Here is a 24,724-nt window from a genome sequence, read left to right as displayed (position 1 = left end):
GTTCTATGCATTGCTCATATCCCGGACACCAGACAGGTCCGTGAATCTTACTCCAAATCTCTGGTAGGCTGATAAAAAATTGCCTGCTTTTACAAAAAACGCTTGACCTTCTATCAGGTGGAAGGTGTACGCTCCTCTTTGCGAGCGTTCCTGCAAAAAATTAATTCTTAGTCTTGACAAATTGTATTTATGTGCTATTGTATTAAGCAGCTAATGCAATGACCTCAAATTTTTTGAATGATGAAGAAATGCTCCACCTGATTTCGTTATAAGAAGAAGCGGAACATTGGAATCCATCCAGAGCTAAGGAGAGATGAATGATGAATGAAACACTGATCCCTGAGGAACCCCCCAAGAAGAAATTTCCTCGCTTGGGAAAGCGGGGAAAAATTGCCGCCGGCGCGTTGGCTGTTGTAGTCCTGGCGGCGCTGGTACTGCCAAGGCTTGGGCAGGGCACCGCTGCAGCGGTGTTGCCGTATCAGCTCTACCAGGCGGCGCGGCAGAACCTGACGGTTTCCGTCTCCGGTTCCGCTACCCTGGAGCCTGCCGACTCCTATCAGGTCACAACGCTGATCTCCGGCACGATCCAGGATGCCCCCTTTGAGGAAGGCGCCATGGTGGAAAAGGGCGCCCTGCTCTACGCCATGGACCACAGCGACGCTCAGGACTCTGTCAACCGGGCAAATCTCTCCCGGGAGCAGGCCCAGGTGAGCTACCAGCAGGCCCAGGAAGCCCTGCATCCCACCGCTTCTATCAGCGGCACCATCAACGAGGTTTTCGTCCATGACGGCGACAGTGTCAGCGCCGGCACAGCGCTGGCCCGCATCATGGGCAGCACAGATCTGACTATTGACTTCCTCTTCCCTTACGCAGAGCCTTCTGCGTTTTATGTGGGGCAGGCTGCTACCGTATATATCGGGGAATTTGAGGCCCCGGTTCAGGGCACCGTGGTCTCCGTGTCCGACTCCACTACCATCACCAGCAACGGCAAGTCCAGCAGCAGTGTCCGGGTCAAGCTGGATAACCCCGGCGTGGTGTCGGACTCTTACACCGCCTCCGCCGTGATCGGCACCTACACCAGCTATGGAAATTCACATATCACCATGGGCAGTTCCGCCACGGTTTACGCCTCCGGCAGTGGTACTGTCACCGGCTTTGACAAGTTGGCAGGCAGCAGCGTGACAAAGGGGGAGGTCCTCTGCACTGTGGAGTCCGAGGCCATCCGCTCCCAGATTGAAAATGCCCGTCTGAGCCTGGAGAGCGCACGGCTCTCCGCCAGTACTGCATCCGGCAATCTGGAGGACTATAACATCACCTCCCCGATTTCCGGCACAGTGATTGAGAAAAATTTCAAGGCCGGTGACAAGGTGGACGGCGTTTCCAGTGGTACGCTGGCGGTCATCTATGATTTGAGCTGCTTAAAAATGGAGATGGACGTCAGCGAGCTGGACATCGGCAAAGTCCAGGTAGGACAGCGCGTTGAGATCACCGCCAATGCCCTGCCCGGGGAGGTCTTTACCGGTACCGTGGAAAAGGTCAGCATCAATGGCACTACTACCAATGGCTTCACCAACTATCCCGTTACGATCTCCGTCACGGACTATGGTGAGCTGAAACCTGGCATGAACGTCTCCGCCACCATTCTCTGCGACTCCGCAGAAAACGCCCTGTGCGTACCTGTGGACGCTGTGGCTCGGGGTAACACCGTGTTGGTTCCCGCTGCTGGCGCACTCAGTGAGGACGGCGCCAGCGTGGCGGACCCTTCTAAGCTGGAGGAGCGGCAGGTGGTGCTTGGCCGCAGCAATGCGGAGTACATTGAGATCACCTCCGGTCTGGAGGAAGGCGAGACGGTTGCGTACATGGAGCAGTCCGCCGAAGTAGGAGGCTGAGCGCTGTGGAGCATCTCATTGAGCTGAGAGACGTCTACAAAATCTATCCCATGGGCAGCGAGCAGGTCCACGCGCTGGACGGCATCAGCCTTACGATTGACCGGGGGGAGTTTGTGGCGATTGTGGGCCAGTCTGGCTCCGGAAAATCCACGGCAATGAACATCATCGGCTGTCTGGATGTGCCCACCTCCGGCACCTACCGCCTGGGGGGCGTGGACGTGTCCACTATGAACGACGACCAGCAGGCGGATATCCGTAACAAGATGCTGGGCTTCATCTTTCAGCAGTACAATCTGATTCCCAAGCTCACCGTGCGGGAGAATGTGGAGCTTCCCCTGCTGTATGCCGGCATCGGTGCTGAGGAGCGCCGGCGCCGGGCGGAGGAATCCCTGGAGCGGGTGGGCCTTGCCGGCAAGGAGCGAAATCTTCCCAGCCAGCTCTCCGGCGGTCAGCAGCAGCGGGTGTCCATCGCCCGGGCTTTGGCGGGTAATCCCTCGGTCATTCTGGCAGACGAGCCCACCGGCGCGCTGGACTCCCGGACGGGCCGGGAGGTGCTGGGCTTTTTGCAAAAGCTCAATGCGGAGGGTGATACGGTCGTTCTCATCACGCACGACAACTCCATCGCTGTGAAGGCTAAGCGTATCGTCCGCCTGCAGGATGGGTCCATCATCTATGACGGCGACGCAAAGGCACCAGAGGCCGTAGTCCGTCCTGCAGAGAGCGGAGAGGAGGCCGGGGCATGAATTTCACTCAATCCTTCAAGCTGGCTCTCAAATCCCTGCGGACCAGCAAAATGCGGGCCTTTTTGACCATGCTGGGCATTATCATCGGCGTGGGGGCGGTAATCGTCATCATCTCCCTGGGCAACGGTCTCACCGGCATGGTACAGCAGCAGGTGGATAAGTTGGGCGTTACTCAGATCTACGCCTACACCTGGGGCATGGGCGACGGAACCACCAGCAACATCACGCCCGATGAGATGTTCGCCTTTGTGGAGGAGCACCCGGAGGCCTTTGACGGCATCACCCCCTGGGTCTCTGGCGGTACCGGAGTGCGCCAGGGCAACACGGAGTTCAAAAAGACGAATATCTACGGGGTCAGCGAAGCCATGTATCGCCCCGAGACCGGCACCACCCTGGACGGGTCCACTCTGGCCCGGGGACGGTATCTCCAGTATGTGGATGTAGCCATGCGTCAGAACGTCTGCGTGATCGGCGCTTATCTGGAGATCAATGCTTTCCAGGGCGATGCCCTGGGCAAATCGCTGCTGATCGGCGGCATCCCCTACACCGTGGTGGGAGTGCTGGCTCAAAACAGCGACAGCCTCCAGGAGGGCGGCGGAGACGACGCGGTTTACATTCCCTACCAAAACGCCATGCAGCTCTCCGGCACCAGTTACGTCTCCCTCTACCAGATCACCGCTGCCTCCCGTGATATCGTGCCGTCCGCCCAAATCCTTCTGCGGGACTTCCTACAGGACTTTTATAAGGATGAGGACGCCTGGTATAATGCCTATCTTGTTGAGAGCATGCTAGACCAAGTCAATATGATCAACGCAATGATGGCCGTTGCCATGGCGGTGCTGGTAGCCATCGCCGCTATCTCGCTGCTGGTGGGCGGCATCGGAATTATGAACATCATGCTGGTGTCCGTCACAGAGCGCACGCGGGAAATCGGCATCCGAAAATCCCTGGGTGCCAAACGGAAGGACATCCGCCGGCAGTTTATCATCGAAGCTGGCACCACTTCCGCCATGGGCGGCATTCTGGGGATTCTCTTCGGCTGCCTGATGGCCATGGGTATCGGCTCTTTACTGGGAGGAATGCTCATCTCTCAAATGGGTGTCAGTGGCCTGACCTTCAATGCTACCCCCACCTTCGGCGCCATTTCTGTGAGCTTTGGTGTGAGCGTGGGGATCGGCGTGCTGTTCGGCTATCTCCCTGCCAACAAGGCGGCAAAGCTGAATCCCATCGATGCACTGCGCTATGAATAAAAAAACCTCGGCGAGCATAAACTTGAAAGCCTCGGCTGGTCGGAAGCTCTTCCGGCCAGCTGCTTGCATAGGATGATCCCAGATATCAAACTTTTCTTTCTATAGACATTGAAGCTTCCATGTCCTTTGCGCGTTTAAAAGTCCGGCGAAAATTTTTCACCGGACTTTTTGCTTTTCCCAAACTTTTCCCTCCTCTCTACCGTCTATCAAACAGAACGCAGCAGAAAGGACCGTTGCATGTGTCAAAAGAATCTCTTTTAACAAGCTACCTCATCACCGAACAGGCACGTTTTTACCGGTTGGCCTACAGCTACTTGAAAAACCGGGAAGAAGCTCTGGACGCGGTACAAACCGCTGTCTGCAGAGCTTGGGAGCAACAGGATCGCCTGCGGGAGCCAGAGGCTGTGCGAACCTGGTTTTACCGCATCCTGATCCATGTGTGCACCGATATGCTCCGCCAGCGCAAACGGGTCACCTTTGTTCCGCCGGACGCCTTGGATGCCGGCAGCTATGAAGACCCTCTTCCTCTGGACGGCGATCTGGCAACGCGTGTGGATGCTCTCCCTCCTGAAATTGCCACCATCATCCGCCTGCGGTTTTATGAGGAGCTATCTTTGAAGGAGATCAGCGCCGCTACGGGCGCGCCTCTCAGCACGGTGAAAACACGGCTGTACGCCGGATTGAAAAAGCTGCGTGTATCAATGGAAGGAGATTATCACGAATGAAGGATTTCAACGAAGCAAAAAAGGCTTATGAATCAGTTTCTGTCCCTGAAGAGCTGAACGACCGTGTCCAGGCGGGTATCCGCCAGGGCAAGAGGAATCGCTCTCGCCATGTCTGGAGCAGATCTCTCGGTACTGCGGCCGCCTGCTTCGCGGTGCTGGTCGGGGTGCTGAACCTCTCTCCCACCGTGGCTTCCGCGGCAGCAGATGTCCCTGTTTTGGGTGGATTGTTCCAGGTTCTGACGGTCCGCGATTATGAGACCGAGGAAGGTGGCATTGACTATGCAGTTTCCGTCCCCGGCGTGGAGTCCGGCAGCGAGCTTGCTCAGCAGGTCAATGAGGAAATTCAAAAGCGTGTGGACGCTCATCTTGCTCAGGCCCAGGCAGACTGGGCGGAGTATCAGGACGCCTTCTTTGCTACCGGCGGCACCGAAGAGGAGTGGGGCGGCCGCCAGATGGATGTTGTCATCGACTATGAGATCAAAAGCCAGAGCGAAACCACCGTCTCCTTTGTGGTAGACTTTGCCGAGGGCTGGGTGAGCGCCCAGCAGCAGCGATTCTGCTACAATTTGGATCTGGCGGATAACCGAAACATTACCCTGCAGGATCTGCTTGGTGAGGACTGGGTGAACATCTGCAACAACGCTGTAGAGGCATATATTGCAAACAGTACCGACAGCGAGGGCTTCACCTTCTTCTTTACACCTGAAGAAGGCGGATTTACCACTGTAGACGCAGATACGGCCTTCTATATCAGCGAGTCCGGCGCTCCCGTCCTGGTCTTCCCTGAGTACAGCATCGCCGCCGGCGCCGCCGGCATTGTGGAGATTCCTGTTGACTAATTCTCTTGGGGGGCTCTTCCTTTTAAAGCAGGCCGGCCGGTCCATATGGACCGGCCGGCCTGCTTTTTCATCGAGTCTTCATCGTCTCCCAGAAAAGGGAAACCGTGCCATATTTACACCGGTTATCCCTGTCTCCCTTTGAGACCATATCGTGGATCGGAGAAGCCGCTCCGCGTGCCCTCCGACAATTTCCATGAAGCTTCTATGCGCGCAGGGCCGGCAGGAGCAGCCAAATTTTCTCCGGTGCTGGCCTCTCCACATTCCACTCGTAGAGCAGCATCAAGCCCTTTGCCAACAGCTGCGGGTCATAGATATGTGGATGGGTGCAGAAGGGTTCGGCATAGCGGGCCATTCCCCCGGTTAAAACCAGCGTGACCGGCTTGCCCAGCTCCTGCTCAATGCGGGCAACCAAGCCGTCAATCATGGCAGCCGCACCGATCACAGCACCGGATTCCATGCACGCTTCCGTATTTTTTCCAATCGCGCTGTCCACGGTGTCCAACCGGAGTTCCGGCAGCTGAGCCGTCTTGGCGGCCAAGGCTTTCAACCCTGTGGCCATTCCAACGGCAATGGCTCCGCCCCGGAAGACACCCCCCTCGTCAATCACATTAAAAGTTGTGGCGGTTCCTAAGTCCACTGTAACAGCGGGCAGCGGGCAGTTTGCTGCCACCCAGGCGGCATCCACAATCCGGTCCACCCCCACTTTCTCCGGATACTCCACATCCATCTTGAGCCCAGTCTTGCTCTGGCAGGTAATCCAAACAGGCTCCCTGCCCAGCACCGCACGGATACAGGCATGGATGGGACGGTTCAGGCATGGCACCACACTGGACACCACAGCCCCCTCAATCTGCCCGATCTCCACATCCGCTTTTCTCAGTGCGTCCCGAAGCTCCGCTTTGTAGGCCGCGCCGTCCTTTCCGGGCACTGTCTCCAACTTTGTGCAGAATACCGCGGTATGTCCCTCCGCCTCCCGCTTCTCCACGCCGCACACGCACACGGTGGTATTTCCAATATCAACCGTCAAAATCATTGCGCCGACCTCCTCTGTTCAATGGCGTCCAACAGTTTTTCGGCTACCTCATCTTTTCCCATCAGGGGCAATTCCATGACGTCGTCCTTTGTGATGAGTGTCGCTACATTCGTCGATACGCCAAAGCCGGCCCCCTCCACCTTCAAGTTGTTTGCAACGATCATATCCAACCGCTTGCTCTCCAGCTTTTTCCGTGAGTTTTCCAGCAGGTCCCGGGTCTCCATGGAAAATCCGCATACAAACTGTCCTCTCCTGCGGTTTTGTGCTACCCAACTCAAAATGTCCTCTGTGCGCTCCAAGGGGATTTCCATATCTCCATCCCGTTTTTTGATCTTGTCGTCTGCCACTGTTGTGGGCCGGTAATCCGCAACAGCCGCAGCCTTGATCAAAATATCTGTATCCGGCAGCGCTGTCTGAACCTCCCGCAGCATATCCGCTGCAGTGGTTACTGGCCGCAGCGCAACAAATGGCACAGGTGGAAGTGCCGTCCGGCCAGAGATCAGTGTCACCTGCGCCCCACGCAGCATGGCTTCCCTGGCAATGGCATAGCCCATGCGTCCGGAACTGTGGTTGGTGAGATAGCGTACCGGGTCCAGGGACTCCTGTGTCGGGCCGGCTGTTACGGTTACACGCACGCCGGAGAGGGTCTTTTTCCGTGCCAGTGACCGGGCGATATGGTTTAACAGCGTTTCCGGCTCTGGCAGTTTTCCGCTGCCAACATCCCGGCAGGCCAACATGCCGCACTCCGGCTCGATCACTTGAAATCCGTAGCGTCTGAGCGTCTTCAAATTATCCTGGGTAATCGGGTTTTCCAGCATTCCCGTGTTCATCGCCGGAGCCACTAATTTTTCACATCCCGCCGCCAGCACTGTGGTTGTCAGCATATCGTCCGCAATCCCATGGGCCAGCTTTGCGATGACGTTAGCTGTAGCCGGGGCAATCAGGATGAGGTTCGCCGCCTTCGCCAGTGAGACATGAGTCACATCATACTGAAAGTCCCTCGCAAACGTGTCTACTATGCAGCGGTTGTTGGTCAAAGTCTCAAAGGTCAGTGGTGTGATAAACTGCGTTGCGTTTTCCGTCATGATGACATGTACATCGGCCCCTGTCTTGCGCAGCGCACTGGCTACATACGCCATCTTATAGGCGGCAATCCCGCCCGTCACGCCCAGTACCACACATTTTCCCTGTAGCTTTTCCATAGCTTCACGCTCCTGCCACCCGAGTTTCCGGGCAAGTCTCTGGGATGTCTTCCTTCTGCCGCTTTTCTGCCGAAAACACAAAAAAACATCCATCTGTTTCCTGGAAACTGCAAAATACAGCCCGCAGGAAAACGCAGATGGATGGAAGCGCCAAAGCTGGAGAATACTCCCGCTACTGATGGCGCAATCAGCATGACCATGTGTTTCGGGCTCCCCCGATAGATCTCATCCGGTCATCGCAGAACCGTCTGGAGCCTAACGCTGATTCTCAATGCCGCCTAACTGCCGGTCACCGGAATATTGTGAGGTCTTCCAATGATTGAGATCATGCCGTCTTGCCAACGGCATTCTGGTGAGTGTCCGTTTTGTTGGTACAGTTTCCAAAGGCCTTCGGAATACCATCCACGTGCAACGGCGTTCTTCTATGCCGTTATCAGCGTCATTGTACCATTCACTTTCAGGATTGTAAAGTATTATTTTTGACTTACATCTTGCTGCTGCCAAAAGATCAGGCGCGGGCAGTTTAGCTGCCCGCGCCTTGTTGATCAATCGTAAATAGAATCCACGTCTCTGGAGAGGATCGTGCCGGAGTAAGCATCAATCTCAAACTCATACTCCATCGTTCCCTGCCAGAATTCCACTGTGTATTCCCAGCGGCCGTCATCCCGCTCCAAATAGCAGCGAATGTTGCTGACCTGACCGGAGGAGAAGCCAGCTGCACTCAGCGCGATGCTCTTGGCCTTGGCCTCGCCGATATAGGAGGAACTGCCGTTCTGCTGGGGTACGCTGGCCTCCGCGTCATAATCATAGGAGAGAATCTCCCCGGTCCGGGCGTCGATCTCATAGTCGTACTCCTTGTAGTCCTTGGTATAGAACTCTACATCATAAACCTGACGGCCATCATCCCAATCCAGCTTGCAACGCAGGAAGGTCACTTGGGAGGCAGTCAGCCCCGCGTGTGTCAGAGCTTTGGCCTTGGCGGTTTCCTCACTGACCAGCCCGCTGTTGGGAGTCGTTGGATTGGTGGTGGCCGGAATTCCGCTGGGTCCGAAGCTGTCAGCGTCCGTCACCTGGGAGCCGCCGCTCAGAGTGATGGTCCTAGTAGCGCCATTCCAGCTGACAGACTTGCCCATCAATTCGCCAATAGCCCGGACAGGCAGATAATTCGTGCCCTGGTACAGCATGGGATAGACTGCGTTGCCCTGAGCATCCGTGAAGGTACGCTTGACACCGTCCACCGTGATGGTAAAGTCCGGATGCAGTTCCGCGGTAATCATCTGGGTCTTGGCGCTGGTGTCCGGTGTTCCCTGGACCGGGCCGGTGGTACGGCTGCCAGCGAGGGAAATGGTTCGAGTGGACTGATCCCAGTTCACATTCTTTCCCATCAGCTCTCCAATGGCCCGGACGGGCAGATAGTGGGTGCCGTTGTAGTACAGGGTATGAACCTCCTGTCCCTGGACGTTATAGAATGTGCGTGCGGTGCCGTCTACCACAATCTCCACATCTGGCCGCATCTCCACACTGACCGAGGCTGCCTCAACCGCGCCTGCGGCCACCGTCAGCGTGGTTACGAACAGTGCCATGCCCAAAGCAAGTGTGCTCAGGCGCTTCCAAAGTCTCTTCATCATTGGTTCCTCCTTAATAATATTCCAGAAAATTGATCTTGAAGATGCCTGTGTTTATCTGCCGTAGCGCTCTACCTCCCACTCACGAATCGTCCCGCTGTAACCGTCGATCGTAAAGTCGTACTTGGAACCGTCATAGAGGATCTCGCCCTCATACTCCAACCGGCCATCGTCAATATCCGTGCTGAACTCCCAAATATCGGACTCCGTGGCCCCAGGCACCTGAGCAAGCGCCAAGGACTTAGCCTCTGCCGCAGTGATCTCCTTACCGGAGCCAGTATTCCCAATCAGACTGGCCTCTGCGTCATAGTCGTAAGAGAGCACATCGCCAGTATAGGCGTCAATCTCATAGTCATACTCCTTGCGGTCCTCGGTATAGAACTCTACATCATAGACCTGGCGTCCATCGTCCCAATCCAGATAGCAGCGTAAAAAGGTCACTTGACTCTCTTCCAGTCCCGCATGCTTCAGTGCTGCCTGCTTGGCCGCATCTTCACCGACAAACCCGCCGTTGGACGGTGTGCTTCCCTGTGCAGAGGCGCCCGTAGTGCCGGATGCTCCGTCTGTGGCGCTGGAAGCGCCCGCGGTATCAGTGCTTTGTCCGCCAGGGGTGTTCTTCTCTATAATCACGCCCGTGATAGCGTCGATATCATACTCATAGGTCTGCCCGTCGGCGGTAAAATCTACCACATAGTACTCCGTGTTCCCCCGCCGGTCCAGGCCCGCTGTGGTGAAGCTGACTGATTCAGCGCTGACGCCGGCATCTTCCAGCGCCACGGCTTTCGCCGCGTCAATCCCGATGGGCTCCGCCGAGCTGGTCTGCTGGGAACAGCCGGCTAAAAGCATCACCGTCAGTGCCAGCACACATGCCTTCATCCATATCTTCATCTCAAAAACTCCTCCTCAGTTGTTGTCGTTGATGAAATCCTACCAATAAAATATGAAATGAACATGAAATGGAAAAACTTTTTCCATTTTTATTTTCCAGGGTCCGGCAAGTGCAATGTAAAGGCGCTTCCGGCGCCGGTGAGACTCTCCAGCGTCATCCGTCCACCGTGAACCTCGGCGATCTGCTGCACCATGGCAAGGCCCAGTCCCGCCCCCCGATCACTGCTCCGGGCCGGATCAATCTGGTAGAAGCGCTGCCAGATTTTATCCCTCTCATCCTCTGGGATACCCGGTCCCTCATCCCGCACGGTGAGACGGATCTCTCCTGCTTCCCGGCGCAGTGTTACCCACACTCTGCCGCCAGGTCTGCCATATTTGAAGGCATTATCCAGCAGATTTTGGAAGAGGCGGGAGAGCAGGGCCTCATTCGCTTGAGCTGTGATATGCTCTGGAATGTCCAGGATCAAGGTCTCCTCCCGCTCCCCCTGCTCACTGCACAGGGTCCGAACAAGCTCCGATAAGTCTGTTTTCCTGAACTGTGCCAGCTCTGTCTCCTGATCCATGCGGGTCATCTGCAGCAGCTGGCTGATCAGAGCTGCCATCTTCTTCCCCTGCCGCTGAATGGTCTCAATGGTCTCTCGCCGCTCCTCGGGCGTCTCATCATATTTCTCAGCGTACTCACAGGCGCTGAGGATCACCGTCACCGGCGTACGCAGCTCGTGGGAGGCATCTGCAGTGAAGCGTTCTTCCGCCTCAAACGCCCGCTCCAGCCGCTCCAGCATCCGGTCAAAGCTGCCTGCTAGCTGGGAAAACTCCCCATATCCTGGCAGCAGTCCAATGCGCGCGGACAAATCCCGCCCTTCATTGATGGTAGAGGCCGTGGCATTGATCACATCCAGTGGGCGGAAGGCCCGCCGGACAATCCAGTAACCTCCCAGGGCTGCCAGCAAAATAAAGCCCGGCATGGCAATTGCCGCGGCCAACAGCAGACTGTGTACGGCCCGGCCGCCCTCGGAGACCTCCATGAACCCACGAACCCAAATTCCTGTCTCCCAGCCCGAGGGCACCCACAAATCCAGAATGTAATATTCCCCCTGTCCAGTCTCCACAGGCCGGGTATATCCATTTTGAAACGGCTCCGAGACCGTTAAAAAGGGCTGGGGAAGCTGACCCGCCAGCAGAGCCCCGCTCTCACTGTATACCACCGTGTACACCCCGCCCTGTACAAAGCTGAAATCTGCCCCCAGCTCTAACGCCCCATCCTGTAAGGACACCTGGTTCAGATTCCCCCGCACCGTTTGGGAGAGATACGTCAAATCTGTCTGCACAGTCACCGAGCTGCTGATTGCCACCACAAAGGCCAACACCATGGCTGCCATTAAAACCATCAGCGCGGTGTACCAGACAGTAATCCGAACTTTGATGGAGCGCTTCCTCACGGCCTTTCCTCCCGGATGACCCAGCCAGCTCCCCGGATGGTGTGAATCAGCTTCGTGGAAGAGCCCTCGTCAATCTTTTTGCGCAGCCGGCTCATGTACACGTCCACATTATTGGAACTGCCGGTATATTCATAGTTCCAGATCCGGTCCTCCAGCTGCTCCCGTGATACCACCACACCCTTGTTGCGCACCAGATGTTCCAGGATGGCAAACTCCTTGGGCAGCAGGGCGATCTCTCTGCCGCCCCGCTCCGCCGTCTGCCGCCGGGTGTCTACCGTCAGGTCCCCCACGGTGAAGAGGTTGCTCCGGCTTCCCACGTGCTTGCGGGTCATGGCCCGAATGCGGGCCAGCAGCTCGTCAAAGTCAAAGGGTTTAACCAGATAATCATCTGCTCCCAGGTCCAGCCCCGCTACCCGGTCCGCCACGCTGTCCCGGGCGGTGAGGAACAGGATCGGCGTGTCCACTCCCTTTGCCCGCAGCTCCGATACCAAGGTGAAGCCATCCTTACCCGGCATCATCACATCCATTAAAATGGCGTCATACTCCGCTCCCAGAAGATGGTCCGCCATCTCCTCTCCATTCAGGCATCCATCCACACTGTAGCCCGCTTTGCTCAGCGTCTTGGTCAGAATGCGGTTGAGGTCCCGCTCATCCTCCACAACCAGAACCCGCATGTCCGCGGCGCCCCCTTTCACTGAAATCCGCCCTATTATAAAACGTTTTTTCTTTCAAAGCAAGAGCCGGCAGGCGGAAGCTTCTCCCCGCCCGGCCGGCTCCGTTCCCTTTTGACAGGCGGCATGCCCCATAAGATTGCAAGTGCACACGCCTGAATAAAATCCTCTATGAAACCGACAGACTCCTCTGCTCCAGATACCACAAAAACCGCTTTGTCAGCATGGATTGCGGGAGGCTCTGGATCTTGGTGATCTCCTGGATATAGTTGGCATACCTCTCATCCAATCCTTCCCGCAGCCGAACACTTCCATCCTGGTCAAAGGAGAGAAGATTCTCGTCAAACAGCTTGTGGTGATTCTCGCACAGCCACAGCCCATTTTCTCCATCCAGCGCATACTCCAAACGCTGTTCCGGCGTCAAGCCCGGAGCCTTTTTGATCTTGGAAACCGGCCAGACATGCGCGCCCTGAATAATTTCCGGAATCTCGCAGCCGCACAGAGCGCAGTGCTTGTTCCCCAGTCTGCGCAGAAGGTTATAAATATAGAGCGGGGAGCGCAGGCTTTTGTTCTCCTGATAGTTCCTTTTCTCCAGGGTCATGCCCGTCCGAACGACGTCAATGCCCCCCATTTTCCTGATGACCCGCAGACTGGCCTCCGGGAGCTCCTTCAGGTTTCCCTCTAGCACCTCATAGAGCCGTATGCGCTGCTCCGGTCTCCGGAGACAGGCCAGCGCATAACAGATGAGGCTGGTCTCATACTTGTTCGCCCCGTAGGTTTTTCCGTAGACCTCAAGGGCGCCGTCCGTTCCCTTAGTCAGGTACGTGGAATTGTTGCTGCGGTTCCTGTCGGCGTTGACCTTTCGGTTCAAAATGATATCCTCTGCCGAGGTAAACGGGCTGCTAATCTGCTCCAAAGACGGGCTGGCATTGAGAAAGGTAAAGCCGATGGTACGCATCAGGCGGTAGATGAGCCGCTGGTAAGCCGTCTCCGCATTACCGGCTACATTTAAGAAATAGTAAAAGAGCCGCTTGTTTGGATAGGGATTGAGGTAAAAGAGATTGAATGCGGTGGGCACGCTCTGAACGCTGGAGTTCCTCCCGCCAATCTCCCGCTCAGAAAAACTGATATAGCACACGGTATCCTCAACATGGAGGATCGCCAGCCGTCCCTTGTTATAGGTGGCATCCAAAAACGGATCGTGATAGCTGTTGTCTACATATTCACAGGTAAACTCCATCTGCCCCGTGATTTTTAAGCAGACATCCCGGAGCACCTCCTCCGTGACCACATCGCTGAAATAAATCCCCCTGGTTCCGGACTTTTGCAGATTCTTCTTAACAACAAAGTGGGGCAACCCCTCTCGCTTAATAATTGACAATCAAAACCTCCTTTCTGCGGCTCCCGGAAATTCCCAAAATCTCTCCCAGGCGGATCACCCGGTAGTGTCCGCGTTTGATCCACCGTAAAAGATTCTGATTGACCCTGCCCTTGTGCTCAATCACATAAGAGAGCATGAATGGAATGCCGGCGCCGTGCAGCTGGTCCAAAAAGGCAAAGAGCTCTGCCTCCTGCGTCTCACTCCACCCCTCAAACCCCCGTTTTCCGTCATTATAGGCGCCGGTGGTAAGCTGGTAGGGCGGATCAAAGTATGCAAAGGTACCGGGCGTTATCCGTGCGTGAAGTGCTTTGTAGTTCTTACTGTAAAATTCAAAGTTTCCCTCTTTGATCTGCCGGGAAAAGCTGATCATCTTCTCCAGAACCCTGTCGTTGAACCACCGCATTCCCACTGGATTATTGAAGTCGTGCTGGCTGTTGAAACGAATCTGCTGCTGAAAGCCGTACAGCAGAATCGTAAACAGCAGCCTTGGGTCCCGCTTTTTGACAGGCCGGGAATTGTAGGAGTCCCTTGCCCGGATATAGGCATCCGCATTTGCCTTTTCCAGGCCGAACTTTTTGATCATGCGCCGCACATAGAGCAAATACTCGTAAGTGTCGTAATCCCGAAAAGAACGGATCAAACTTGTGACCAGATAGTTGACATCGTTATAAACGGTCCTGGCGGCGGGCATGTTAATGCCCACGTTGAAGCCTCCGCCAAAGGCATCGATAAATGTGGTGTAGCCCTTGGGCCGGTATTGGATGAGGTCCGGTACAACCTTGGCCTTGCTGCCGATGTAATTGAGCGGAGACTCGTAAACAACCTTGTCCATATCCCGTTTTTCCACGAAAAACAGGTATTCAAAATGCTTCTTGCCCTTCTGGGATTTCCAGTTTTGATATCTCTTATAGGGGATCTTTTTGCAGACATAGGTCTCCGGCTTTCCATAGCGCTTCATGGCGGCCTCAATATACTCCTTGGACATGAAGCCGTCGTTATTATAGCTGAGGATGATATACTTTGCCCGGGTCTTGGCCAGCACCCGGTCAAAAAGAATATTGGCTTTGTAAGCCTTGGACCAGTCGGAACGCATGGGGGCAGTACTCCTGGAGCCGGTGACAGTGCTGATGGCGGGATGGTCGTCTAGAACCAGCGTCTCCAGCAGGTGATACTGGGTTCCGTATTGGTTCTGGGTGTAAGGCGGGTCCAGATACAAGATGTCACAGTCCACTTGTTCGATCACAGTTTCAATTTTTGTGTTGTAGGTCTGTATCGTCCGAACCGGTGTGTTGCAAAAGTCAACAGGGTGAAAGGAAATTTCCTTAACAGCTCTTGCATCCCATTTTTTTAAAAACGCCCCATATACGCCCGCTGTATTGGATACATCAGAAACCGATTCGATGAGACTGGCCAGCAGAAAACAGTACTCATCCTCCGTCAGCTGCCCAGCCTGCTTCCACTGCTCAATCTGGTAACGGAAATAGTCAATTCGCCCGGCATTTTCCGGTGTGAAATACATCCGTTCGCTCTTTGTGGGTGCGTAGTTTTGGTACATGAAGCCGTGCATGGTCTGTTTGTTCTTGTTCAGGTAGGCAAAGGGATCAAACCCCAGTCTTTGAAAGGTACAGTTGGGCGCACATACACGCCCCCGGGTATAGGTCACAGACCAGGTCAGGTTATCGTTGATGATGATATCATAGTAGGACTTCAAATAGTCCGCCACAGAACCAGAGCCGCAGAAGGCGTCAAAAAAAGAATAGCCCTGCCGGAGCAGCTGCTTTGAGTCAAGCAATTTTTCAATTTCCGCCCGTATGGATTCCTTGTTTCCTAAATATCTCATTACAATGCTCGCTCTCTATGGGACGCTGCCTCCGCCGCCATCTGTTTTTCCCGAACATATCGGGCCTCACCGGTGCGCTTTGTGCTTCGCAGGGTATTCCAGCCGACAAAATTCTATTTTATTATAACACGCCAGTTTCGATGCCTCAACATCTATTTCGATTTCCCAGAGGGGTTCATATCCTGATCTGGTATTTGTAAAAAAGCCGCCTGGAAGCCCAGGCGGCGTCAGAAGGCAGTCCCGCTCCGGCCGCTTTCAGAGGTGTTCAGATTTTTTCAAACTCCTCCACATCGGAGACAAAAACCGTCGCGCCTCCCACCACAACCTTTGCCGGAACATCTGGGCCTGTGGCTCCCATTTTGACTGTAGAGGGAATCGGTTCCTCCCTGCGGGAACAGTGCTCCCGGATGACACTGATGGCCTCTTGCACCTTTTCTGCCTGCGTGCCGATGAGCAGCGTGGCATTGCCCGCCGTCAGAAAGCCGCCTGTAGAGGACATCTTTGTGAAGTAAAATCCGGCTCTGGTTAAGGCTCCGCAAACCTCGTTGACGTCCTTCTTGTTAATAATTGCGGTAATCATCTTCATTTTGCTCTCTCCCTTCCAAGTCGTCTCCAGCGGGGCATGGTTCTCTGCCTTCCATTCGTGAATCTGTTTGAGATACAGTGCAACGCCCAGTGCCCCGGTGATGACCTCTGCCAGCGGAAACGCCAGCCAGGTGTATTCCAGCCCCAGCAGGGACATTCCCCAGAAGATGGGAATCAGGCAGAAAAGCTGCCGCGTCAGCGAAAGCAACACGCTAGGAACCGCCGCACCAATGGCCTGAAAAAATACCGGAAACATCAGCGACACAACAGACGGCACAAAGCTGATGCCTATGATGTGAAAAGCATGGATGCCAATGTCCAGTACCTCCTGCTCCGTGGAGAAAATTCGGATCATGGGACCTGGGATTCCCTCAAAACAAAGCGTCCCCACCATCATGAAGATTCCGGCGAAGATCATAGCGTCTTTCGTAATCTTCTGGCAGCGTCCATAGTCTTGCTTGGCGTATGTATAGCTCAGCAGCGGGACAATACAGGTTTGCAGCCCTCCCAGGGGAATGAAAAAGAACGACTGAAGCTTGTAGTAAAGTCCCAGCACTGTGACGGCCTCGTCAGAGAAGCCGGCCAAAATGATATTGAGCGCCATGATATAGACTGTATAAAGCGCCTGCATCAGGATAGAGGGGTAGCCCAGCCGGTAAATGGCTTTGACACAGGGCAGCATCTGTCCCTTTCCGGGCGGACGGTAAAACCCGTGCCCAAAGGTAATGGCTGCCGCCACAAACTGTCCCGCAACCGTGGCATAGGCCGCTCCCGCAACCCCCAGGGAAGGGATGGGTCCTGCTCCGAAGATCAAAATCGGGTCCAGGACAATATTCGTCATCGCACCAACCACCTGCGCCAACATGGGCCGCCGCATGTTTCCCGCAGCCTGATGCACCTTGGTCCAGATACCCTCCAGAAAGACACCGATGCTGCCCACGCACACAATAGTTCCATATTGAACAGCATATTCAATGGCTTCAGGCGCCGTGGCAGAGGTCATCACATATGGCCGCATCAGCAGAGTACTGGTCAGGGCAAAGGCCGCCCAGCTGATCAGCGCCAGGGCTGTACCAGTTCCTGCCGTTTCCTCCACCTTCTCCCCCCTGGCGTACTGGCGGGACATCTGCGTATTCACCCCTACGCCGGTTCCCACGGCAATGGCCGTGATGACCAGCTGAACCGGGAAAATAATAGAGAGGGCAGTCAGACCGTCTCCTGAGTACTTTCCCACAAAAAAGCTGTCCACAATATTGTAAAGTGCCTGGATGAGCTGGGCCAGCATCACCGGAGGCGCAATTTTCATCAAAACCTTCCAGACACTCTTTTCCTCAAAAACGGCAGTGCCTGCGGCTGGTTGTCTCATCGCTGATTTCCTCACTTTACTGATGACCTGCCGACAGGCAGCACTTTTCACAGCGGTCAGCCCACAGGAGCTTGCCGTGTACCGGGCCTCTTCTCCTAACTGTAAGGCGGACCATCGGTTATTATAACAGGCTGTTTACAAATTGCAACAGAAAAATTGCCGGATTTCTAGACGGTTTGTTTTCCGTACATGGTTGTCGATACGAAAGATACTCTACCAGCCGCTGTATGAAATGGTGATGGGAAACCAGTGGAGACTCGGTTTGCGGGACAATGTCCGGCCCAACGGAGGAGCAGCCGGCCCACACTCCCATCTATGCAGATAAGGCGAGGGCAGGAACTGACACCCCCGCCCTCGCCAAAAGCATGTTGATTGGATCTCCTTTATACCAGTGTATAGAGCAAAACCTCCTTAAAAAGATTGCTCCAGACGTTTTTACTCTTTCCAATGTACTCAGGATTTTCCTCCTTTTCATCCCAGACAATGCCTGCAATCCGCTCTCCCAGATCATTCCACACCATAAATGGGTCCTTTTTCCACCTATAAATTCCGGTGCCAGGATCGACTTCAACCAAGGCGCGAAAGGCGCCCACCACAGGATAGAGAATTCCCTTGGGAACCAAGTATTTCAAACCAGCCTGATAGAACATCGTCTGCCCCACCACTTTGCCGTCGTCGAATTTGGCATATTTCTTGGCACCATAATAATGCTAATTCTTCTGCACCATTTTAGGGAACTCACATTCCACCGTTTCCCACAGGTGGAAAATATCATCAATGATAGGGGTCATCTTCACCAGAACTGCCTCACGTTCCTCCCTCCCCTGTTTTAAAAAACGTTTGAGACTGGCCTCCTTCCCCGTATAGCTCTGGATGGGCTGGCTGTCCCCGGAGAGTCCCTGCTGGCCGACAATCGGATAGAGATTCTGGTTAAACATATTCAGGATGGTAATAACTTCGCGCACATCGATAATGGCAACATTCTCACTGTAGTGTTCATTCATGTGATATGCAATCCGCCGCTCAAAGGGGAAAGGCTTCAGAATCTGCTTGAGGGTTTCAAAACTCTTTTTCAGCTCCTCCTGCGATTTCAAATCCACTTGAACGGATGTGTTGCGCGCAGCAGCCAGTTCTACCGGGGAGGAGAGCCCTACAAAAAATTCAGCAAAGACATAACGCGCCTCCGGCAGCGTCTCATTCTCCTGTGCGTCGAAGATAGCGTGAAGCGTATGTCCACCGTCGATATTACCATGGATTTCGCCGTCGGACAATTCCACAGTCAACGTCTCCGTACGGTTATCATAGTTCACAGACTCCACTGAAAACAGCAAACCCCGATTCAACTCGTGAAAGTCCTCATTTTCCATCAGGCTGCTGGCGATGGTCTTTGCCACCTCGGTGGTCATCTTTTGATCTCGGGGATTCGTCCGCATCCAATTCCGCAATTCATTGGGAATGGTCTTTGTGTCCAGATAGCATATATACTTGATGTGCCCCGTTGGAAGTCGGTTTGGATCCCTCATGGTTTTAAATTCTCTTGCGTGCATTTTCAGTTTGTCTGACATGGTTTTCACTCCTTTGTAAAATAAAAACACCTTCGCACGCAAGACACGAAGATGCAGACAATGAGTCAACGCCACAGCAAAACTGCTTGGCGGGCAAATTCACTTGACCACAAATTCATATCTCGCATATGAAAATTGGATGCCTCAACGGCTCTTGCCATTAGGACTTGTCTTCTTTATACCATATCAGAGCCCAGGAAGTCAATCCCAATTACGAGACTCCTCTCAATAAGCTGTCATCGCCGCTTTTCTGGTCACGCCGCTCTTTGGTAGACAGGCCCGGCACAGCGACGCAGCCTTGAAGGGAGCCGTTAAAATTAATATTTCTCCTCAATAAAATAGAATCGCCGCAAAGCGGCGGCAGCAAACCGAAGCCAGTGGAACGGGTTTGGAAAGAAGGCTCAAAAGAGTGAACGGATGACGTCTTTTCTGCCGTGGGCATAAAAACGTCGGAGCAAAGTGAACTCTGCTCCGACGTGGCAGGGGGTAACAATTCCGAACCCTCTAAGGTTGTTTGTGATTTTACCTGAGAAGTACCTAACTGGCCTTCTGGCCGGCGGCGCTTTTGCGCCGTACGAGCTTTTTGCCGCAGGCAAAACCTCGGCGCAGGGCGAATTCATTTCGCTCGAGCATTTCAATCACTGGAGGGTGGAGCCGCCCTTTGGGTGGCGGAATCCCAAGAAATGAAGACATCTGCTGAAGGCGGATGTTTTCATTTCTTAGAAGGGACGGTTAAAATCGACATTTTATGTTGCAGCGGATCTCTTTCGTATATCTTGACACCACAAATTCAACTTCGATTTCGCATCCGGGTCTACATCCTTCAGATGCGCAAGTAGATGTGGTTTGTTCAAGCAATAGATGAAACAAAGGATATCTTTTGCTGTTCTTTCTTTTTCCTTTTCGGAAATGAGTGTAAAAAAGTTCAAATTATTCATTGACTTCACATACTCTTCTTTGTGGCTCCCGCCATGGAGTACTAAGCGGTACATGAGATTTTTAAAATATACCTTAAACTCTTGGCAGCCAAGAAGAGAAAGAATATCATCGTCAGTTGAAACTTTATCGATTCCTTTTTTAAACTCAAAGGTTGCGAATGCTTCCAATACCTGCCTCATTATGTTTCCAATTACAATAGATTGGTCTCCAGCTTGTCCTAAGCCATATTTATAAATAGTTTGTATAAGTTCACTGTATTCATGGCGACTCTTGTATTGGAAGGGTATAATTTCTTCATCTCTTAACTCAAATCGATTAAACTTAATTTGTCCCATATTCCACTGTTGCTTGCACTTCTCTATTATCTCCTCAAGTATCTTATGAGCGTCATAAAAGGTCATAAGATCATGTGTCATGACCAGAACTCTTGTTTCAGTGTTTCCCTCAAGGAAAGCACTCAACTCATATTTTAAAAAGGAAAGAATTCCGATCCTATTTTCCATATCATAGCTGGAAATAGGATCATCAACAATAATTAAGTACTCATCGTTATAAGTATCCCTTTCTTCCTTTCCCTTTAAAATACTTGTGAAGAAATAGCAGAGTCCAATGATATTTCTTTCGCCAACAGAGACTTCTCGCGGCTTTACTTTTTGCCCGTGAGACAGTAATCTATACACGCCATCATCATATTCGATTCTGAGTCTGTCTTCTTCAAAGAAAATATACTTCATGTAATTGTTCATTACATCAATTGCAACAGTAACTGAACTTCTCTGCGCTTCGAGGGCCTGAACTGCTTTTTCTTTCAACAGGTAGTCTGCCTTCAAACTTTCGTAGTGTGCTTGCTCAGTTTTGGATTCTTCACATTGCTTATCATATTGACCTGCTAAATCTATGACATCATAGTGAGCAATTTCACTGTTAATACGAGTTAATTCCTTTAGAAAAGGTTCCGTGCTCTTGGCTTTTTTATTATATGCTACCCGTTTGTTCTCCAAATTCGCAAGCGCAGTAGTCAATTGAGAAAGTAAAGAATGTATGGATGCGATCCCTGTGCTAATAGGCTCATATGGATTATCAATTTTTTGTTGTAGCAAATTATTATTTGATTTAATCGCCTCATCAATTTTCATCATCAATTCTTTGCAAGTAGAGAAACCATCCAACTTTTCAAAAGGAAAGAGATCTATATACATGTCTCCCCAAATTTTCTCCCTCAATATCTTTCGATGATCCTCGGCCGCCTCATTCAAAATTTTTTCTATGCTTTGGATCAAATCAACCTTATATCCTGGAGTCATTTCCTGCAGACAGTAGGGGCATGATTTCGTCTCTGAGCGTTCCAACAATTCTTTTCTTTCAATAAGAATATGAATGCCTTTTTGTTGAACTAACTTAAGGAGAAATTGTTCTCTTTCTGAAAATTCTGGCCGTTCAATTTTTTGAGACAAAAGTTTTTCTATTTCCAATTCGTCATATAAATTAAATTTTTCCGGAATTTGGGGGACGGGCTGCTCTATAACAGACGCTCCCGCCCTGGCTGCCTCTAAATCTTGCCGTACCCTCTTAAAATCTACAATTAACTCACTTCTCGGTTTTGACGGTGTAATATTGAGAAATTGTTTGTAGGTATCATCCCTAACTCCCGTATTTTGCCGACCATTCCGAATTTCTTTGTCTCGGCCGGCCCAACCATCATCTCCCTGGAGTGCCCAACGAAGTTTTAGAAGGTAATATTGCGGGCACTTAATGTTTTGCCGGTCATTATACTCACTACATACTCTTGCTTGGGCATCCAATAAGGTTTTTGCTGCATTGCATTCTTCTTTTGCCACTTTTATCTTTTCACTTAAGTCCACTTGTTCTCCAAGCATAACAATGGTTTCCAAGTGGTCTTCCTGCAATTTTACATTCTTATCAACATATTCTTCATCAAAAACGAAAATATCTTTTCTTTCGTCCTTCGATAAATTTATAGGATTATGGTCCTTATCGAAAACTGTTGTCCGACTGATAGTTGGTAACACTTCGCCTGCAATCTGACGGAAACCACGTGCAATCGTACTTTTACCTGATCCGTTTCTTCCATACAATAATGTACCCTTGATTGTCTTAATTTTCTTTCCATCTGTAGGATCAAATAAGTTGAGATATGTCGGTTTTTTGAAATTTGCACCACATATTTCAAGACCGGATATTTCCTTCAACATTGCTCATCCCTCACCCAATATCAGTTCTAAATGCTTTTTAATTTTCTCCAGTTCCGTTTTGTAATCTCTGTCTCTTATTACTACTGATACCTCCGACTCCCGTTAAAGACGGGAACACATAAAAAATGGACCTTTAATTTATTAGTATTATTATATCACAACATCTGCTCCATTTGTACTGTGTGTTTGATATGCCCTTTCATCTCCTGCACTTGATTAAAAGTCTCCCGGTCAATGATTGCTTCATGAGCATCCTCTACCAGGTACATATCCAACTGCCCATCGTTTTTGACTTGCTTTCCGGTCAGGAAATCCGGCGTATAGCTTTTCTGCATCAGCACCTGCCCGATGTACTTCTCGTTACTCAACATTCGATCGATGGTAGAGGTGCTCCACTCCCTCTTCCCTGTCACTGTTTTGACCCCGTGTTCTTCCAGGTAGCGTTTGATCTTCCGTACACCGTTCCCCTGCACATAGAGATCAAATATCTTCCGTACGATCTCCGCCTCCTCCGGGACCACCCGCAATACACCGTCAGGTCCTTTCGTGTAACCAAGGAATTGCGAATGGTACAACATAGCCTTTCCGCTTTTCATCCGCTGACGCAAACCGAACTTGATATTGTCGCTTTTGTTCTGGCTCTCTGCCTGATCAAATGCGGCATACAGATCAATAATACTATCTGGAGTTGTCAATGTATTGATCCCACCCATCTCAACGTACACTCCAATACCCATTTGCTTTAACCTCCTGATTGTAGTCATGGTTTCTTTTGCATCTCTTCCAAAGCGGCTCAGCGATTTAACAAGAATCAAATCGATTTTACCTTTTCGGCAGTCTTTCAGCATCTTTTGGTATCCGGGCCGATTCTTCGTGTGGAGCCCGGAGGCATTGTCCGTATACACAGCGACAAACCTCCAAAAGGGATTTCTCTTGATGTATTGTGTAAAGTACTCGATCTGGTTTTCCAGACTTTGCTGTTGTTCCTCGTAAGAAGCGCTGACCCGGCAATAAGCGGCGACTCTTAATTGCCGACTCCAAATAGAACTGTTCTCTTGCTCCTGTGGAATCTCAATCACATATCCAGACATAGCAAAACCTCCATGATATCACTGACCAGCAGTATATCATGGAGGTTTAATATAGAAAAAGCTACATTTTAGCCTTGATCTCAAGACTAAAATGTAGCTTTTAACTTGTTAGCAAGATACAATAGCACAATGCACCTTGAATATCCACCAAAACTTTCACTCTATTATGTCATTTTCCACGAGAAATTGCCGCATGTCAGTTTTAGATATGAATTATTCCGTCTCTGTTTGCCTTAATAATGTAGCTAAAACCACCGTCTGCTTTTGCTGGGCTAATCTTGTTTCTATAATCAAAGTAACCAATTCCAATGTTAAGTAATGGTGCACCTGCTTGGATTGCAAATGTAAGCTCTTGACCAATATGCGGCGACAGCAGTTGACCAACAAAAGGTATTGCAACCAAACTAACAAAACTACTTAGGAAAAATGTAATTCTTGACTCTTTCAGAACCTTATAAAAGTCATCAGAACATTGTTGCCATCCCTCTATAAATTGAGCTTCATAGTGCCGTATTAACTCTGGACTGTCGGCATGATATATATTTGTTTCCAACTCTCTGATTTTCGCTCTAAATGCATTAAGTTCATCTTTTCTTCTGTTTTTGAACTCAAGGATGTCTTCAAAACTTACATCCATAGAAGGTTGAGGCAAACAATTTTCTATATTAATTTTGCAGCACTGCGCTTGTAGATCTGCACGGTTGCGAGAATTGTTATAGATTTCTCGGCTATGGGTGGATGTATCTGTACCTAATACGATGTCTTTGCCAGAGCACTTTATCGAATACTCTGCAAGTGTTCTCATGTATATTTGCACTATTTTGCTGTCTATCTCCATCCAACCATCCGTGTTGTAATCGTGTATATATTTTCCATCTCCGAAATAATCCAATAACTGTGGCGGTAACTTTCTATAGTGAATCAACTCGTGTAAAGCCGGTGCATATATTTTGTTTTTGTGCATCCTCACCCGGCTATTTTGAGTTCCATTATTGGTAGTTCTTAACTCATAAGCAGAAATTCTTTTTAAAATAGAATTGCAAAAATCTTCTGCAAACTCAGAGAAGAAAAGTTCTCGAGGATAAACAGCTTTATATACTCCCAATTCTTGCAAATACAATAATTCCGGTGAAAAATCCGGATAGTTCTCATAGGGGACGATGGATGAAACCTCATCCCAATACAGAATTGCATTTCTTAACCAAGTGCCATCTTGAATGTTGATTGTTGGGTAATACAAAATTGTTTGAGCCATAATTCTACCTCATTTGGGTACATCAAGGATTTTTCTTCAATCTACAATCACGCTTCTTCAATAGGCGTATCAGTTTCCAACGATCAATACGCTTGGGCATCTTTTGATAAATCTCTCGATAATCTGCTTTAGCCGGAATCCAGCGTCCGTTTTGCGTGATACTATGCCCATCAAGCAGATGAAGG

Annotated in this window: 19 protein-coding genes; 5 read left to right on the top strand and 14 right to left on the bottom strand. The window is 51.4% G+C overall.

Annotated features, from left to right (window positions below):
• Positions 1-317: 317 nt before the first annotated feature.
• The 5 genes from KJS55_RS14705 to KJS55_RS14685 all read left to right on the top strand — a co-directional run bounded on the left by KJS55_RS14705 (position 318) and on the right by KJS55_RS14685 (position 5,446).
• Complete coding sequence (locus KJS55_RS14705; RefSeq protein WP_213543720.1) at positions 318-1,889, top strand: efflux RND transporter periplasmic adaptor subunit; 1,572 nt, start codon at positions 318-320, stop codon at positions 1,887-1,889.
• A gap of 50 nt (positions 1,890-1,939) precedes the next feature.
• Positions 1,940-2,632, top strand: a complete 693-nt coding sequence (locus tag KJS55_RS14700) for an ABC transporter ATP-binding protein (RefSeq protein ID WP_213543929.1) — start codon at positions 1,940-1,942, stop codon at positions 2,630-2,632.
• Entirely contained in the window at positions 2,629-3,882 is a 1,254-nt protein-coding gene (locus KJS55_RS14695; RefSeq protein WP_187028797.1) for an ABC transporter permease, read from the top strand. The genes KJS55_RS14700 and KJS55_RS14695 overlap by 4 nt, the downstream gene beginning before the upstream one ends.
• A 239-nt stretch (positions 3,883-4,121) precedes the next feature.
• The gene (locus KJS55_RS14690) at positions 4,122-4,607 is read left to right on the top strand and encodes an RNA polymerase sigma factor (RefSeq protein ID WP_187028799.1); all 486 of its coding nucleotides are present in this window, start codon (positions 4,122-4,124) and stop codon (positions 4,605-4,607) included.
• Positions 4,604-5,446, top strand: coding sequence for a DUF3298 domain-containing protein (locus tag KJS55_RS14685; protein ID WP_213543719.1), 843 nt, complete (start codon positions 4,604-4,606; stop codon positions 5,444-5,446). Before KJS55_RS14690 ends, KJS55_RS14685 begins: the two co-directional genes overlap by 4 nt.
• Before the next feature lie 202 nt (positions 5,447-5,648).
• Here KJS55_RS14685 and KJS55_RS14680 read toward each other — a convergent pair whose 3' ends face one another.
• From KJS55_RS14680 to KJS55_RS14615, 14 genes are all read right to left on the bottom strand, one after another.
• On the bottom strand, positions 5,649-6,479 hold the full coding sequence (locus KJS55_RS14680; RefSeq protein WP_213543718.1) for a type III pantothenate kinase: 831 nt from the start codon (positions 6,477-6,479) through the stop codon (positions 5,649-5,651).
• A complete protein-coding gene (gene coaBC / locus KJS55_RS14675) occupies positions 6,476-7,681 on the bottom strand; it encodes a bifunctional phosphopantothenoylcysteine decarboxylase/phosphopantothenate--cysteine ligase CoaBC (RefSeq protein WP_213543717.1) in 1,206 nt (401 codons plus the stop codon). The genes KJS55_RS14680 and coaBC overlap by 4 nt, the downstream gene beginning before the upstream one ends.
• A 545-nt stretch (positions 7,682-8,226) precedes the next feature.
• Entirely contained in the window at positions 8,227-9,309 is a 1,083-nt protein-coding gene (locus KJS55_RS14670) for a PepSY domain-containing protein (protein ID WP_187028809.1), read from the bottom strand.
• 51 nt (positions 9,310-9,360) lie between these two features.
• Complete coding sequence (locus KJS55_RS14665) at positions 9,361-10,194, bottom strand: PepSY domain-containing protein (RefSeq protein ID WP_213543716.1); 834 nt, start codon at positions 10,192-10,194, stop codon at positions 9,361-9,363.
• A gap of 89 nt (positions 10,195-10,283) precedes the next feature.
• A complete protein-coding gene (locus KJS55_RS14660) occupies positions 10,284-11,633 on the bottom strand; it encodes a sensor histidine kinase (protein ID WP_187028813.1) in 1,350 nt (449 codons plus the stop codon).
• Entirely contained in the window at positions 11,630-12,307 is a 678-nt protein-coding gene (locus KJS55_RS14655; RefSeq protein WP_187028815.1) for a response regulator transcription factor, read from the bottom strand. Before KJS55_RS14655 ends, KJS55_RS14660 begins: the two co-directional genes overlap by 4 nt.
• A 166-nt stretch (positions 12,308-12,473) precedes the next feature.
• Positions 12,474-13,685 carry an MAG4270 family putative restriction endonuclease gene (locus KJS55_RS14650; protein WP_213543715.1) on the bottom strand — a complete coding sequence of 404 codons (1,212 nt, stop codon included), beginning with the start codon at positions 13,683-13,685 and terminating at the stop codon, positions 12,474-12,476.
• Complete coding sequence (locus KJS55_RS14645) at positions 13,672-15,525, bottom strand: DNA adenine methylase (protein WP_213543714.1); 1,854 nt, start codon at positions 15,523-15,525, stop codon at positions 13,672-13,674. Before KJS55_RS14645 ends, KJS55_RS14650 begins: the two co-directional genes overlap by 14 nt.
• A gap of 265 nt (positions 15,526-15,790) precedes the next feature.
• Entirely contained in the window at positions 15,791-17,476 is a 1,686-nt protein-coding gene (locus KJS55_RS14640) for a cyclic-di-AMP receptor (protein ID WP_213543713.1), read from the bottom strand.
• 383 nt (positions 17,477-17,859) lie between these two features.
• Entirely contained in the window at positions 17,860-18,126 is a 267-nt protein-coding gene (locus KJS55_RS14635; protein WP_213543712.1) for a hypothetical protein, read from the bottom strand.
• A gap of 60 nt (positions 18,127-18,186) precedes the next feature.
• Positions 18,187-19,041 carry an AIPR family protein gene (locus KJS55_RS14630; protein WP_213543711.1) on the bottom strand — a complete coding sequence of 285 codons (855 nt, stop codon included), beginning with the start codon at positions 19,039-19,041 and terminating at the stop codon, positions 18,187-18,189.
• Between the two features lie 746 nt (positions 19,042-19,787).
• Positions 19,788-22,193, bottom strand: a complete 2,406-nt coding sequence (locus KJS55_RS14625) for an AAA family ATPase (RefSeq protein WP_213543710.1) — start codon at positions 22,191-22,193, stop codon at positions 19,788-19,790.
• A 155-nt stretch (positions 22,194-22,348) separates the two neighbouring features.
• On the bottom strand, positions 22,349-23,284 hold the full coding sequence (locus KJS55_RS14620) for a recombinase family protein (RefSeq protein WP_213543709.1): 936 nt from the start codon (positions 23,282-23,284) through the stop codon (positions 22,349-22,351).
• Positions 23,285-23,486: 202 nt separating this feature from the next.
• Positions 23,487-24,539 (bottom strand): DUF6236 family protein, encoded by a 1,053-nt coding sequence (locus tag KJS55_RS14615; RefSeq protein WP_213543708.1) that lies wholly within the window; start codon positions 24,537-24,539, stop codon positions 23,487-23,489.
• Between the last annotated feature and the right edge of the window lie 185 nt (positions 24,540-24,724).

Source organism: Pusillibacter faecalis (assembly GCF_018408705.1).
Taxonomy (GTDB): domain Bacteria; phylum Bacillota; class Clostridia; order Oscillospirales; family Oscillospiraceae; genus Oscillibacter; species Oscillibacter faecalis.
The sequence above is the reverse complement of the archived record's forward strand: the minus strand, read 5'-3'. Positions and strand labels throughout refer to the sequence as shown.

Bases quoted from the DNA above. Each gene is read 5' to 3' on its own strand.
- KJS55_RS14705 (WP_213543720.1), top strand. From the start codon at position 318: ATGATGAATGAAACACTGATCCCTGAGGAACCCCCCAAGAAGAAATTT.
- KJS55_RS14700 (WP_213543929.1), top strand. From the start codon at position 1,940: ATGGGCAGCGAGCAGGTCCACGCGCTGGACGGCATCAGCCTTACGATT.
- KJS55_RS14695 (WP_187028797.1), top strand. From the start codon at position 2,629: ATGAATTTCACTCAATCCTTCAAGCTGGCTCTCAAATCCCTGCGGACC.
- KJS55_RS14685 (WP_213543719.1), top strand. From the start codon at position 4,604: ATGAAGGATTTCAACGAAGCAAAAAAGGCTTATGAATCAGTTTCTGTC.
- KJS55_RS14680 (WP_213543718.1), bottom strand. From the start codon at position 6,479: ATGATTTTGACGGTTGATATTGGAAATACCACCGTGTGCGTGTGCGGC.
- coaBC (WP_213543717.1), bottom strand. From the start codon at position 7,681: ATGGAAAAGCTACAGGGAAAATGTGTGGTACTGGGCGTGACGGGCGGG.
- KJS55_RS14670 (WP_187028809.1), bottom strand. From the start codon at position 9,309: ATGATGAAGAGACTTTGGAAGCGCCTGAGCACACTTGCTTTGGGCATG.
- KJS55_RS14665 (WP_213543716.1), bottom strand. From the start codon at position 10,194: ATGAAGATATGGATGAAGGCATGTGTGCTGGCACTGACGGTGATGCTT.
- KJS55_RS14655 (WP_187028815.1), bottom strand. From the start codon at position 12,307: ATGCGGGTTCTGGTTGTGGAGGATGAGCGGGACCTCAACCGCATTCTG.
- KJS55_RS14645 (WP_213543714.1), bottom strand. From the start codon at position 15,525: ATGAGATATTTAGGAAACAAGGAATCCATACGGGCGGAAATTGAAAAA.
- KJS55_RS14640 (WP_213543713.1), bottom strand. From the start codon at position 17,476: ATGAGACAACCAGCCGCAGGCACTGCCGTTTTTGAGGAAAAGAGTGTC.
- KJS55_RS14635 (WP_213543712.1), bottom strand. From the start codon at position 18,126: ATGTTCTATCAGGCTGGTTTGAAATACTTGGTTCCCAAGGGAATTCTC.
- KJS55_RS14630 (WP_213543711.1), bottom strand. From the start codon at position 19,041: ATGTCAGACAAACTGAAAATGCACGCAAGAGAATTTAAAACCATGAGG.
- KJS55_RS14625 (WP_213543710.1), bottom strand. From the start codon at position 22,193: ATGTTGAAGGAAATATCCGGTCTTGAAATATGTGGTGCAAATTTCAAA.
- KJS55_RS14620 (WP_213543709.1), bottom strand. From the start codon at position 23,284: ATGTCTGGATATGTGATTGAGATTCCACAGGAGCAAGAGAACAGTTCT.
- KJS55_RS14615 (WP_213543708.1), bottom strand. From the start codon at position 24,539: ATGGCTCAAACAATTTTGTATTACCCAACAATCAACATTCAAGATGGC.